This is a genomic window from Nonomuraea cavernae, from assembly GCF_014646355.1.
GTDB lineage: Bacteria > Actinomycetota > Actinomycetes > Streptosporangiales > Streptosporangiaceae > Nonomuraea > Nonomuraea cavernae.
Genome location: NZ_BMNH01000004.1, coordinates 323424 through 336341 on the forward strand (window position 1 = coordinate 323424; position 12918 = coordinate 336341).

Below are 12918 nucleotides of genomic sequence, written 5' to 3' on the forward strand. Positions count from 1 at the left end.
GTACAGGGACGGCTCTGACCTGCGATTCCGGCGATCCGCAGGGCGGATGCCACGCCTCGCGGCATGGGCCGTCCTTGGCCCGGAACGGGGGTGTTCGCGGGCGGGGGATGGACCGGCACGGGTAAAAGTGCCACGGGGGTGAGGGGAAATCGTGTGGGAGACCGGGTGGCCGAGCGGGCGGCGCCCCCTCATGACGCCGGCCAGGTTCGCGGTCCTGCTCGTCGTCGTCACCGGGGCCGTCGTCGGGCTCGACTTCGTCATCGGCTCGGCGGCGTGGCTGGTGCCGCTGCTGGTGTTCCTGCCGGCGATCGTGTCCGGCCTCGGCACCGTGCGGCAGACGGCCATCGCCTCCGTGTGGGTGACCCTGGTGATGACGGCGTCCGTCACCTACCTCGGCGGCGACCTGACGGGCAACCTGCTCGCGACCGGGTTCGCCGCCCTGTTCGGCCTGGTGAGCGTGCTCGGTTGCCGCTACCGCCTCCAGCGCGACGAGGAGATCCGCCGGCTGCGTTCGGCGGCGTCGGCCCTGCAGCGGCAGATCCTGCGCCCGCTGCCGCTGCGCACCGCGGACGTCGTCGTGGACGGCGTCTACCGGCCGGTCGAGGAGGACACCATGATCGGAGGCGACATGTACGAGGTCGCCGCCTCCGAGTACGGAAGCCGGGTGCTGATCGCCGACGTGCAGGGCAAGGGGCTGACCGCGATCGGGACCGCGTTCGTCGTCCTCGGCGCGTTCCGGGAGGCGGCCCACCGCGAGCCCACGCTCCTCGGCGTCGTCGACGCGCTGGAGAGCGCCGTGGCGAGGCAGAACACGTCCGTCGCGCGCACCGGCGAGCTCGAGCGCTTCGTCACCGCCCTCGTGCTCGGCGTCGGGCCGGGCCGGCGGGCCGAGGTCGTCGACTGCGGGCACATGGCGCCCTATCTGATCCACGAAGGCCAGGCGTGGCAGGCGAGCATCGGAGAGCCGGGCCTGCCTCTCGGCCTGGCCGCACTGTCGCGCGAGCCGCGCCGGGTCGCGCGGTTCGCCTTCCCGGCACGGGCCACCATCCTGCTGTGCACCGACGGCGTCACCGAGGCCCGCGACCACGCCGGCGCGTTCTATCCGCTGGCACAGCGGCTGCGGTCCTGGGCCCGCGACCCGCCCGCGCGGCTCGCCCAGACCCTGAGCGCCGACCTGTCCGACTTCACCGAGTCGTCGGCGCGCGACGACCTCGCCATCCTCACCATCCGCAGAAGGGGAGCGGCCCGCCGGGCCGTTCAGTGAGTCCGAGGCCCGCCGGACGGCCGCCGGTCGAGGCGGATGTGGAAGGCTGCCGTTATGGCTCCCAGGATCGCCACCGCGCGCCGCGTCGACCTGCCCGACCTCCTCGAGTTCCTGCGCCCCAGGCACCGGGGCCTGCTGGCCACCGCCCGCCAGGACGGGCGGCCCCAGCTCTCACCCGTCTCGTGCGGCGTCGACGACCACGGCCGGATCGTGGTGTCCACCTATCCCGCGCGGGCCAAGACGCGCAACGCCCGGCGTGACGAACGGGCCTCGATCTGCGTGCTGTCCGACGACTGGGACGGCCCCTACGTCCAGGTCGACGGGCGCGCCGAGGTGCTGGACATGCCCGCCGCCCTCGACGCGCTGGTCGACTACTACCGGTCCATCGCCGGGGAGCATCCCGACTGGGACGAGTACCGTGCCGCCATGCGGCGCCAGGACAAGTCGCTGATCCGCATCCACATCGACCGCTGGGGCCCCATCGCGACCGGCGGCTTCCCGCCCGGCCTCGCCCCGCCCGCCTGACCCGCGCCGGTCAGGGCCCGGTTCGCCCGGCGTGCCCGGCGTGTCCGGTGTGCGCGGTGTGCGCGGTGTGCGCGTGCCGGGTCCCCGGCCGGTTTCGTCGCCCCCGGTCCCGCCGGCCGCGCCGGTCAGCGCCGGTCGGCCAGCTCCGCCAGCAGATCCTGCGAGTACGCGATCCGGCCGGTGAGCTCGGCGGCGGGCCGGTGGCAGAGCGCGAGGGCGGCGTCCGCCATGACCGAGGGCGGCTCGTTGTCCGGGGCGTCCACCGACGTCAGATGGTGGAAGAGGGTGCCCGGCGTCGGGACGATCCCGTTGGGTGACAGGGCGTTGACCGCGACGCCGTCGGCGTAGAGCTCGGCGGCGAGACCCGTGGTGAACCTCTCCAGCGCCGCCTTGCACATGCCGTACACCGTCCCGCCGAGCGCCGCGTACGGGCCCGGCGGGAAGTCGGGGTGCCGCGCGGCGATCGAGGAGATGTTCAGGATCCACCCCCGGCCGCGTTCGCGCATGCCCGGCGCGACCAGCCGCGACAGCTGGAACGGCGCCTTCACCTGCACCTCGAACATCAGCTCGTAGCGCCGGTCGGTGAAGTCCGTCACCGGGGTGAAGTAGGTGACGGCCGCGTTGTTGACCAGCACGTCCACCGGACCGTAGCGGCTCTCGGCGGCCTCGACCAGCGCCTGGCGGTCCTCCGGCCGCGACAGGTCGGCCGGCTGGGCGAAGGCGGTGCCGCCGTCGGCCTCGATCTTCGCGACGGTGTCGGCCAGCGTCCCCTCCAGGCGGCTCTGTCCCTGTTCGAAGGTCCGGGCGGCGGCCACCACCCGCGCTCCCTCGGCGGCGAACAGGGTCGCGATGGCGGCTCCGATCCCCCTGCTCGCCCCGGTCACGACGGCCACCTTGCCCGCGAGTACGCCCACGTCCACCCCTCCTGATATGGGAACTTCACCTTAGAATCGGTTTCGGTCGGGGTAAAGGCTCCTGGGGTTTGTGGGCCAGGAGAAAGGCCTGCCGGCCCGAGCGGGGCTTCTCGCTCTCGTCAGGCTCGCGGATCAGCTGAGCGTCCAGCACCAGTCCGGCCCCGCGCAGGAGCCCGGCGATGTGCTCAGGAGGCATCCAGTAGACATCGAGTGAGATCTTGTGGCCATAGCCTTGATCGAGGTGGCGACGCTCATCACCGACCTTGAACGCGATCAGGAAGTGGCCGCCCGGAGCCAGCACCCGATGAATCTCGGCGAACACCGTCGGCAACAGCTCCGGCGGGGTGTGGACGGTCGAATACCAGGCGACGGCACCGCCGACAGCCGCGTCCGCCAGGTCCAGAGCGGTCATGGAGCCCTCTTCGAACCGCAGATCCGGATGGCTTCGGCGCGCGACGGCGACCATCTCCGGCGAAAGGTCGATGCCGAAAGCGTTCACCCCGAGAGACTGTAAACGCGCGGTGACGCGGCCTGGGCCGCAGCCGAGGACGATAGTCCCGCCGGCGGTGGCCGGTCAGCCGGACCGTCAGGCGACCGCGAGGCGTTGCAGGCGGGGGAGGACGTACTCGCCGACCCGGTACGCCTCCTCCAGGTGCGGCCACCCCGACAGGATGAACTCCTCCACGCCCAGCGCCGCGTACTCCCGCAGCAGCGCCGCGACCTCGTCGTACGAGCCGACCAGGGCGGTGCCGGCGCCCTCGCGGACCAGGCCGACCCCCGCCCACAGGCCGGGGTGGATCTCCAGGTCGCGGGTGCCTCCCGCGTGCAGGTCGACCATGCGGCGCTGCCCGACCGAGTCGAAGCGGGCGAAGCGGCGCTGCGCCTCGGCGATGCGGGCCGGATCCATGTCGGCGAGCAGGCGGTCGGCCTCGGCCCAGGCCTCGGCGGTGGTGTCACGGGCGATGACGTGCACGCGCAGCCCGAAGCGCGGCGCGCGGCCCAGGGAGGCGGCCAGGTCGCGCAGGCGGGCGATGCGCGTGGCCACGGCCTGGGGTGGCTCGCCCCACATGAGGGCCACGTCCGCGCGGCGGGCGGCGACCCGCTCGGCGGCAGGGGAGGCGCCGCCGAAGTAGACGTCGGGCGCCGGGTCGAGCGGCTCGGCCAGCCCGCCCGCCTCGACGTGGTAGTGCTCGCCCCGGTGGTCGAACGGCTCGCCGGCCCAGGTGCGTCGCAGCACGTCGAGGAACTCGTCGGTTCGGCCGTAGCGGGCGTCGTGGTCCAGGAAGTCGCCGTAGGAGCGCTGCTCGACCGGGTCGCCGCCGGTGACGACGTTCAGCAGCAACCGCCCGCCGGAGACCTGCTGGAACGCCTGCGCCTGCTGGGCGAGCAGAGTCGGCAGGGTGTAGCCGGTGCGGAAGGCGACCAGCATCCTCAGCCGTTCGGTGTGCTGGCTGAGCGCCGCGCAGACGATCCACGGGTCGGGGCAGCCGGCCCCGACCGGCGTGAGAGCCGCCTCGAAGCCCGCCTCCTCGGCGGCCCTGGCCACCTGGGTCAGGTACGTCACGGTGGCTGCCCGCGCGGCCGGGCGGAAGCTGTCGGTGGTCGTGATGGCGGATCGGACGTCGTGGCCGTCGCCGGTCGTCGGCAGGAACCAGTGGTAGCGCATCAGGTCACCTCTTCGTCGGACGCGGATCGCCGTACGGCTGCCGCTATGGTCTCCCGCACGCTCGTGAACGCGGGATGGGTGTGCGGGTCAGAGGCCAGTGGCAGGTCGGAGGCCTGGTCGAGGACGAGCCGGCCGGGCCGCCTGCTGAGGACGAGGATCCGGGTGCCGAGGTAGACGGCCTCGTCGACGCTGTGCGTGACGAACAGCACGGTCTTGCCGGTGGTCTGCCAGATCCCGCGGATCTCCTCCTGGAGGCGCTCGCGGGTGAGCGCGTCAAGGGCCGCGAACGGCTCGTCCATCAGCAGGATCGCCGGGTCGGGGGCGAGCGCGCGGGCGATGGCCGCCCGCTGCTGCATGCCGCCCGACAGCTCGTACGGCCGCCGTCCGGCGGAGTCGGAGAGCCCGACCAGCTCCAGCAGCTCGGCGGCGCGCTCGCGGCGCCGGACGGCGGGCATCCCGGCCATGCGCGGCCCGAACTCGACGTTGCGCCGGACGCTGAGCCACGGGAACAGCCTCGGCTGCTGGAACACCACGCCCCGGTCCGGCCCCGGCCCCGTCACCGGGACCCCCGACACGGCGACCTGCCCGCCGGTCGGGAAGGCGAAGCCCGCCACCAGCCGCAGCAGGGTGCTCTTGCCGCAGCCGGACGGTCCCACGATCGTCACGAACTCGCCGATGCCGACCGTGGCGTCGATGTCGCGCAGCGCCTCGACGGGGTTGCCGCCGCGTCGTGGGAACCGGCCGCGTGAGCCGTACACGAGGGAGACGCCGCTGAGCCGCACGGCGAGTGGCTCATCCGGCGAACGCATCACGCAGTTCCTCGGTGGCCAGGCCTTGCTGGAACACCGTGAGCTCGGGGACCGACGGGAGCTTGTTCTGCGACCTGAGGAACTCGGCCGTGCTGCGCAGGTTCTGGGCCAGGGCGCCCGGCTGCTCCGGCGTGCCCAGGTAGTCGGGGCCGGCCTGCTCCTTGCCGTCGAGCAGGACGAGCTCGTCGATCTGCTCGGCGGCCTCGGCGGGATCGAGGTTGAGCTGGCGTCCCACCGCCGCGGCGGCGGCCTGCTTGTCGGAGCGCACCAGCTTGACCGCGCGGTCCTGCTGCGCCAGCCAGGTGCGCAGGGCCTCGGGGTAGGTCGTGGCGAACTGGTCGCGGACCACCGCGAGGTCGGCGGTCAGCTTGCCCTTGGCGGCCAGGTCCTTGCTGGTGACCAGCACCTTGCCGGTCTTGCGCAGCTCGCCGAGCACCGGCGTCCAGGTGTAGGCGGCGTCGATGTCGCCGCGCGCCCAGGCGGCCTGGATGTCCGGCGGCTCCAGGTCGATGACGGTCACGTCGGCCTCGGCCAGCCCGGCGTCCTGCAGCGCCGCGAGCAGGCTGTAGTGCGCCGTCGAGGAGAACGGGGCCGCCACCTTCTTGCCCTTCAGCTCCTGGACGGAACCGGCCTGCCGGGCCACCAGCGCCTCGTTCTCGCCGATCACGTCGAAGATCCACGGCACCTTGTACGGGATGTCGAGCGGCGCGGACAGCCCCCGGGTGACGGGGGCGCTGCCGGCCAGCCCGATGTCGATGCTGCCGGCCACCATCGCGGTGTTCACGTCGCCGCCCGAGTCGAACTTGGTCCAGGTGATCGTGGTGTCCGGCAGGGCCTCCTCCAGCCACCGCTGGTCCTTGACGATCAGGTCGCCGTTGGGGATCAGCTGGTAGCCGATCCGGATCTCCTTGGGCGCGCCGCCGGGGCCGGAGGCGGAGACGCCCGCCTGTGTCGCGCCGGTGCCCGAGGAGCACGCGGCCAGGCCCAGGACCAGGGCGAGTGCTGGGATGAGGCGGTGTTTCATGTGCGTTGCCTTCCTTCAGGCCTTGCCGCGCCACGGCACGAGCAGGCGCGCGGTGAGTTGCAGAAGAGCGTCGATGAGCAGGCCCGAGGCGCCGATGACGAGCAGCCCGAGGATCACCACGTCGGTCTGGTTGTAGCGCTGGGCGTCCCGGATCATGCCGCCGATGCCGGGCACTCCGTTGACCGTCTCGGCGGCCACCACGGTGGTGTACGCGACCCCGACGGCGACCCGGATGCCGGTGATCACCTCCGGCAGGGCGGAGGGCAGCACGATCTGGAAGGGCAACTGCCATCTCCTGGCCCCCAGCGAGCGGGCCGCGTGCAGGTAGTCCTCGTGCACCCCGCGCACCGCCTCGGCGGTCGCCACCGCCACGGGCGGCAGCGCGGCGACGAACAGCAGCGTGACCTTCGGGGTCTCGTCGATGCCGAACCAGATGATCAGGAGGCTGAAGTACGCCAGCGGGGGGAGCGTGCGCACGAAGGTGACCAGCGGCCCGAGCAGCGCCCGCACCGTCGGCACCAGGCCGATGACGAGGCCCAGGGCGATGCCGCCTGCCACGCCGTACAGGCTGCCGAGGCCGATGCGCCGCAGGCTGGCCAGCAGGTGCTCGTGGAGCAGGTGGCCGCTGTAGCCGCGCTGGCCGTCTCGGACCGAGGAGGTGAGGAACAGCTGGTCCCAGACCGATCCGGGGGAGGGCACGAACACCTCGGGCCACACGTGGGCCGCCGCGACCGCCCACCAGATCCCGGCCAGCAGGAGCACGGCTCCCACGCGAAGCCCGACGCCGCGGATCACCGCCCCGCACACCCCCACAAAAACCGATTAAAGAGACTTGTTTAGTAGGGAATACAGTAGAGCCCACTTCGTGCTTGTGCAAGTTTCATGTATAGCGAGTAGGAAATGTTGCCTTTGTCCGGATCGGCTGGTAGCTTCGGTCGTATGAGCCAGGGCCTCTACCTGATCCGCCGCCAGCACGTGGACTTCGGTCACGTCGCCAGCGCGCAGTGTCGCTGATCACTCACCGCTCGCGGGCGCGCTCGCGCCGCCCCCGTCCCCTCCGTCCTGGCGTGGCCGGCCGGCCACGCCCCGACCCGAGCTCCTTCCATTGCGCGCCGGGTGCCGGCGCGTCTTCCCTGGAGGAATCTTCCGTGATCAAGATCAGACCTGCCGCCGCCCGAGTCGCCCGCCCCGTCGCCCGCCCCGTCTACGTCGACCGGTTCTCCACGACCTGGCCCTGGCTGCGCTCGGCCGACCACTTCGCCGTCAACATCCTGGCCAGCGACCAGGCCGAACTGGCGGCCAGGTTCGCGCGCAAGGACATCGACCGGTTCGCCGAGCCCACCCGGTGGCGGCCCGGCCCCCTGGGCGCGCCCCTGCTGCAGGACGTGTCCGCCCACCTCGTCTGCCTTCCCGACCAGACCGTCGACGTGGGCGACCACATCCTCGTGGTGGGCCTGGTCGCCGAGGCGACGGTGTACACCCCCGGCCGTCCGCTGCTCTACCACCAGGGCGGCTTCGGCCGCTTCGTGGCCCACCCGCGGCCGCCCTCGCTCGCGCGGCCTCGTGACGGGTCGGCAACGGTGGGCGGGCGTGGCGGATCGCCCCACTGACCATGCGGCGGATCGACCGGATCTACTCGCCTGGGCGCGCGGTCAGCCGGTCTCGCCCAGCTGTTCGGCCACCCGCTTCAGGCCGTCCTTGATGAGCTGTCCATAGTCGTCGTCGGCAAGCGCGCCGATCCCGTCCCGCGCCTGCTGGAGGTGCTCACGGGCGCGGCCGAGATCGCCCAGCTTGCGATAGCACTCACTCAGGTTCAGGTGCAACGACGGATACAGGCCGGCCACCGAAAGCGGCACCCCGGCCTGGGCCACCCGCTCATCGGTGATCAGGCCGACGGCGGCGAGCGCTCGCAGATCCCACATCAGCTCCTGGTGCGCGTCGTCCTGCACGTCGGCCATCGAGTGGGCAAGGACGCACACATGCAGTGGGTCGCCCTGCTCGCCGCCGATGTCGTCCCAGATCTGCGCGAACAGCTCGCGAGCCGCCTCACGCCGGCCCTGGTGGTGATGTAACTCCACGCCCTGGCCGATCCGGGTCATCGTGGGGTCGGCGGTCATCAGCGGCTCCTCCACCGTCGCAGGCAGGCGATCATGATCAGCATAAGGGCCCCTGTGGCTCAACGACCTTCAACCGCCGGGCCGCCTTCGAGAAGGCGGTCGGTCACAGTCGCGGCGTTCCGCACGACCTACCGAGGGGACGTGAGCGAATGAGGGGGCGGCATGGCGGCAGGGGGCGGATCGCGCTGGCGGGTGGTCGTGGTGGGCATGGGCGGCCTGGCGCTCATACTTCCTGGACGACGCCCACCGGGTCGGCCTGCTCCGGGAGGTGGGCGCGGTGTACCAGTTTCGCCACGCCAAGCTTCAGGACCGCCTCGCCCGGGCTCACGAGGCGGACCCCGGCGAGCCCCGTCAGTCGGCCAGGTAGTCGATCGAGCGGACCTCGTAACCGCGCACGGCCGAGCCCTTGAGCCGCATGAACATGGCCCCGCCCTCGTAGGAGTAGGCGCAGCCGTAGCCCGTCTTCTCCTTGGTGCAGCCCTGGAAGAAGTAGGGCACGCCCCTGGGGTCGAACCGCACGCGGAAGAGGGTGGTGACCGCGGGCTTGGCCGCCACTTCGAGGCCAAGGTTCCGGTCGCCCTTCTGCCACGCCCTGAACAGGTGCCCGGCGGCGGTGGACGGCCTGGTCACGTGCCGCGACTGGTAGACCCTGGTCACCTTCGAGCCGGAGACGACCAGGAGCAGGCCGTTGTGCCCGCCCGGCACGCGCACGCTGGTGTGCGTGAACCTGCAGGCGTTGCCGGCGCAGCCCGCGAACACGTCGGGGGTCCGGTAGACGTAGGCGAAGATCGACCTGACCGCCGAGGGGGTGGCGACCCGGGCCGCCGCCGCGCGGTCGCGCGCGTTCCAGGCGCGGAACAAGGCATTGGACACCTTCGCCGGTGAAGCTGTCTTCGCGGGCGACACCGTCGTCGCCGGAGTGGACGTCCCCGCCCGGGCAGCCGCGTTCGCGGCCGCCGGGAAGGACGTGATCAGAAGCGCGGCGACCGCGGTCGTCGCGGTCGCACCGGGCACCCATCGTCGTGACATGCCCGGAACGATAGTGACATCGGCTTGCACCCGGATTGCCGCCCGCTTGTGCGGCCGGGCCCCCGCACCGGACCACGCCCGCACCGGACCACGCCCGCACCGGATCGCGCCCGCACCGGATCGCGCCCGCACCGGGCCCGTGACGTTCCCGTGACGGCAAGGCTGGAGAAAGCGTCCTTTATGGAGATCCAGAACGTCCATTCCGGGCCACATGTCGACCATGGGTCGGGCAAAACGTTGATCATCTTCAACGGCTCAAGTACGTTCAGGGGGTAGCCGGCCCCGGCCGCTCCTGGGCGGCCCGTTCTCGCGAAACGCCTCCTTTGACGTCACCGCCACGGATGCCCGTGGCCGGTTCGGCGTGCCGTGGCCGGAGGATGACGAAGATCCTTGGAGGTCACCACGTGAGCACCGACCTGGACACCGTGATCGCCGACGCGATCGCCCCGTCCGCGGCCGAGACCGACCGCACCGGCGCCTTCCCGCGCGCCGGACTCGAAGCCCTGGGCAAGGCGGGGCTGCTCGGCCTGACCAGCGCCGTCGAGGTGGGCGGCGGCGGGCAGGGCCTGCGGGCGGCCGCCGAGGTCGTCACCGCGCTGGCGGCGGTCTGCGGATCCACGGCGATGATCACGCTCATGCACTACTCGGCCACCGCCGCGCTCGAGGCGCACGGCCCGGAGGAGGTGCGCCGGGCCATCGCGGAGGGTCGTTACCTGGCGATGCTGGCGTTCTCCGAGGCCGGCTCGCGCAGTCACTTCTGGGCCCCGGTGAGCACCGCGACCGACGACGGGGGCGAGGTGCGGCTCGACGCGAGCAAGAGCTTCGTCACCGCCGCCGGCGAGGCCGACGGCTACGTCTGGTCGAGCCGGCCCCTGTCCCGGCCCGGCCCCATGACGCTGTGGCTGGTGCCACGCGACGCGGCGGGGCTGCGGGTCACCGGCTCCTTCGACGGGCTCGGGCTGCGCGCCAACGCCTCCAGCCCGATGGCGGCCGACGGCGTGCGGGTGCCCGCCGACGCCATGCTGGGGACCGACGGCGACGGGCTGGACATCGCGCTGGCCACGGTCCTGCCGACCTTCCTGGTCCTCAACGCGGCCTGCTCCGTGGGCGTCATCGAGGCGCTGACGGCCAAGGCGGGGGAGCACCTGTCCAGGACGCACCTGGCCCACCTGGGCCGGCGGCTGGCCGACCAGCCCCAGGCCAGGTCCGCCTTCGCCCGCGTCCGCACCCGCGCCGACCAGACGAGGGCGTTCCTGGACGACACCCTGACCGCCCTGGAGACGGGCCGCGAGGACGCGACGCTGCGCGTGCTCCAGGTGAAGGCGGTGGCGGCGGAGGCGGCGGCCGCGATCGGCGACGACGTCATGCGCCTGTGCGGCGGGTCGGCGCTGCGGCGCGACCTCGGCATCGAACGCCACTTCCGCGACGCGCTCGCCGCCCGGGTCATGGCGCCCACCACCGAGGCGCTGGAGGACTTCGTGGGCCGGGTCTCCCTCGGCCTGCCGCTGTTCGACGGGCCGGCGTCATGACGCTGCTGATGGGGGCGGTCGCCTACGACGCCAAGGTGGTGCCGATCTGGTCGGGGTTCCGCTCCTGGTTCCTGCGCCACGGGCTGCCGTTCGACTTCGTGCTCTACTCGACCTACGAGCGGCAGGTCGAGGACCTGATCGCGGGCCGCATCCACGCCGCGTGGAACTCACCGCTGGCCTGGATCCGCGCCCAGCGGCTGGCCGCCGCCCAGGGCCGCTCGGTCCGCCCGCTGGTGATGCGCGACACCGACCGCGACCTGCGCTCGGTCGTCGTCGTACGGTCCGACTCCGGCATCCTCTCGGTGGACGACCTCAAGGGGCGGACGGTGGGCACGGGCGCCGTCGACTCGCCGCAGGCCACGCTCCTGCCGCTGCACCACCTGCGGAGCCTGGGCGGAGAGTTCGACGTGCGGCGCTTCGAGGTGGGGGTGGGCCTGCACGGCGACCACATCGGCGGCGAGCGTGAGGCCGCCCGGGCACTGCTGTCCGGCGACGTGGCCGCGGCCTGCCTGCTCGACGCCGACCACCTGCTCTTCAGCCGCGAGGGCACTCTGCCCGCCGGGTCCACCCGGATCCTCACGACCACCGAGCCGTACGACCACTGCAACATGACGGTCGTCGACACGGCGCCGGAGGAGCCGGTGCGCCGGTTCGGCGCGCTGCTGGGCGGCATGTCCTACGCCGATCCCGAGGTGCGGCCCCTGCTCGACCTGGAGGGGCTCACCGCCTGGGTGGCGGGCCGCACGACCGGCTACGGCGAGCTGGAGGCGGCCGTCGACGGGTGCGGCTTCTACGACCGGGCCGGCCGGATCACCGCGGACGGCTATCGGCCGTGACGGACCCGGTCGCCGACCTGCGGGAGCTCGGGTTCGATCAGGGCGCGCACCTCATCGTGCGGCGGGAGCTGGCCCGACTGCCGGTGGGCGGCCGGCTGCGTGTCGCGGGCACGCACGAGGCTCTCTTCGTGCATCTGGCCGCCTGGTGCCGGAACGAGGGCCACGCGTGCGGGCCGGTCACCGGAGGCGGTGACGAGGACGGGGCGCGGGCGTGGGTGGTGCGCGGCCGGGCCGGTCACGACCGGTGGGCCGGCGCCGAACGGGCCGGCGGGTCGTCGCCCGCCCGCGTGGTGTCCCGGCCACCGTCCCACTGGGGCCTGGCGGCCCGCGGCGCCCTGGTCGAGTCGGGCGGCCCCGAGACGCCGTTCGACTTCGACCGCAAGGAGACCGTCTGGGCCGAGCTGGCGCCCCGGCTGTACGCGCAGGCGGCGGCGCGGCAGTGGGACCCGGAGGCGGCGGTGGCCTGGGACACCCCGTTCGAGCTGCCCGCCGAGATCGAGGCGGCGGTCGTCCAGGTGATGACCTACCTGGTGGAGAACGAGCAGGCGGCCCTGGTCGTGCCGGCCCGGCTGCTGGCCCGGGTGCATCCGCATTTCCGCGAGGTGACCCAATTGCTGGCCGTGCAGGCGGCGGACGAGGCGCGGCACGTCGAGGTGTTCACCCGCCGGGCGACGCTGAAGGGCGACGACCTGGGCACCTCCTCGGCCGGCGGTCGCGCCTCCCTGATGTCGCTGCTGGCCGAGCCCGACTTCTCCCTCGCCTCGTTCCTGCTGTCGGTGCTGGGCGAGGGCAGCTTCCTCAACCTGCTGTCCTTCCTGGACCGGCACGCCCCCGACCCGGTGACCCGGCGGGTCGTCGCGCTGGCGCACCAGGACGAGGCCCGGCACGTGGCGTTCGGCATGGCCCACCTGGAGGAGCAGGCCCGGGCGCGACCCGCTGTTCCGGGGCCGGCTCAGGACCGCGATCGAACGCCGGCACGACGCGCTGGCCGACACGGCGGGCATCAACGAGGACGTGCTCGACGCCCTGACCGTGCTGGCCGCGGGGGAGTGGAGCCCGGCCGCGATCGCCCGGGGGCACGCGGCGGTGCTGCGGCTGCAGGAGGAGATGTTCGAGGGGCGCCGGAACCGGCTGGTCCGCCTCGGGTTCCCCGCTGACGAGGCGGTCGAGCTGTCCCGCTTGCACACCCGTAATTTCATGTGAGT

Annotated in this window: 14 protein-coding genes; 6 read left to right on the plus strand and 8 right to left on the minus strand. The window is 72.9% G+C overall.

What is annotated here, in order from left to right:
- The first annotated feature begins 151 nt into the window (after positions 1 to 151).
- Together IEY82_RS10815 and IEY82_RS10820 are read left to right on the plus strand one after the other, a co-directional pair.
- Positions 152 to 1264 (plus strand): PP2C family protein-serine/threonine phosphatase, encoded by a 1113-nt coding sequence (locus IEY82_RS10815; RefSeq protein ID WP_225262614.1) that lies wholly within the window; start codon positions 152 to 154, stop codon positions 1262 to 1264.
- Between the two features lie 54 nt (positions 1265 to 1318).
- A complete protein-coding gene (locus IEY82_RS10820; RefSeq protein ID WP_189123887.1) occupies positions 1319 to 1789 on the plus strand; it encodes a PPOX class F420-dependent oxidoreductase in 471 nt (156 codons plus the stop codon).
- Between the two features lie 125 nt (positions 1790 to 1914).
- On the opposite strand, the gene IEY82_RS10825 is transcribed toward IEY82_RS10820, so the two are convergent.
- From IEY82_RS10825 to IEY82_RS10850, 6 genes are all read right to left on the minus strand, one after another.
- Complete coding sequence (locus tag IEY82_RS10825; protein ID WP_189123888.1) at positions 1915 to 2703, minus strand: SDR family NAD(P)-dependent oxidoreductase; 789 nt, start codon at positions 2701 to 2703, stop codon at positions 1915 to 1917.
- A gap of 25 nt (positions 2704 to 2728) precedes the next feature.
- Complete coding sequence (locus IEY82_RS10830; protein ID WP_229697570.1) at positions 2729 to 3202, minus strand: class I SAM-dependent methyltransferase; 474 nt, start codon at positions 3200 to 3202, stop codon at positions 2729 to 2731.
- An 87-nt stretch (positions 3203 to 3289) separates the two neighbouring features.
- On the minus strand, positions 3290 to 4369 hold the full coding sequence (locus IEY82_RS10835; protein ID WP_189123889.1) for an LLM class flavin-dependent oxidoreductase: 1080 nt from the start codon (positions 4367 to 4369) through the stop codon (positions 3290 to 3292).
- Positions 4369 to 5178 carry an ABC transporter ATP-binding protein gene (locus IEY82_RS10840; protein WP_189123890.1) on the minus strand — a complete coding sequence of 270 codons (810 nt, stop codon included), beginning with the start codon at positions 5176 to 5178 and terminating at the stop codon, positions 4369 to 4371. The genes IEY82_RS10835 and IEY82_RS10840 overlap by 1 nt, the downstream gene beginning before the upstream one ends.
- Positions 5162 to 6202, minus strand: coding sequence for a taurine ABC transporter substrate-binding protein (locus tag IEY82_RS10845; protein ID WP_189123891.1), 1041 nt, complete (start codon positions 6200 to 6202; stop codon positions 5162 to 5164). The genes IEY82_RS10840 and IEY82_RS10845 overlap by 17 nt, the downstream gene beginning before the upstream one ends.
- A 15-nt stretch (positions 6203 to 6217) precedes the next feature.
- Complete coding sequence (locus IEY82_RS10850; RefSeq protein ID WP_225262616.1) at positions 6218 to 6997, minus strand: ABC transporter permease; 780 nt, start codon at positions 6995 to 6997, stop codon at positions 6218 to 6220.
- A gap of 353 nt (positions 6998 to 7350) precedes the next feature.
- Here IEY82_RS10850 and IEY82_RS10855 point away from each other — a divergent pair, with 353 nt between their 5' ends.
- Positions 7351 to 7812 (plus strand): flavin reductase family protein, encoded by a 462-nt coding sequence (locus IEY82_RS10855; protein ID WP_225262618.1) that lies wholly within the window; start codon positions 7351 to 7353, stop codon positions 7810 to 7812.
- A 42-nt stretch (positions 7813 to 7854) separates the two neighbouring features.
- Here the strand turns inward: IEY82_RS10855 and IEY82_RS10860 are convergent, their stop codons facing one another.
- Both IEY82_RS10860 and IEY82_RS10865 read right to left on the minus strand, forming a co-directional pair.
- Positions 7855 to 8319, minus strand: coding sequence for a hypothetical protein (locus IEY82_RS10860; RefSeq protein ID WP_189123894.1), 465 nt, complete (start codon positions 8317 to 8319; stop codon positions 7855 to 7857).
- Between the two features lie 351 nt (positions 8320 to 8670).
- Complete coding sequence (locus tag IEY82_RS10865) at positions 8671 to 9348, minus strand: hypothetical protein (RefSeq protein ID WP_189123895.1); 678 nt, start codon at positions 9346 to 9348, stop codon at positions 8671 to 8673.
- 404 nt (positions 9349 to 9752) lie between these two features.
- Here IEY82_RS10865 and IEY82_RS10870 point away from each other — a divergent pair, with 404 nt between their 5' ends.
- The 3 genes from IEY82_RS10870 to IEY82_RS10880 are packed head-to-tail and all read left to right on the plus strand — an operon-like array spanning position 9753 to position 12870.
- Entirely contained in the window at positions 9753 to 10877 is a 1125-nt protein-coding gene (locus IEY82_RS10870; RefSeq protein WP_225262620.1) for an acyl-CoA dehydrogenase family protein, read from the plus strand.
- Positions 10874 to 11713, plus strand: coding sequence for a phosphate/phosphite/phosphonate ABC transporter substrate-binding protein (locus IEY82_RS10875; protein ID WP_189123897.1), 840 nt, complete (start codon positions 10874 to 10876; stop codon positions 11711 to 11713). Before IEY82_RS10870 ends, IEY82_RS10875 begins: the two co-directional genes overlap by 4 nt.
- Entirely contained in the window at positions 11710 to 12870 is a 1161-nt protein-coding gene (locus tag IEY82_RS10880; protein WP_225262622.1) for a ferritin-like domain-containing protein, read from the plus strand. Before IEY82_RS10875 ends, IEY82_RS10880 begins: the two co-directional genes overlap by 4 nt.
- Positions 12871 to 12918: the final 48 nt, after the last annotated feature.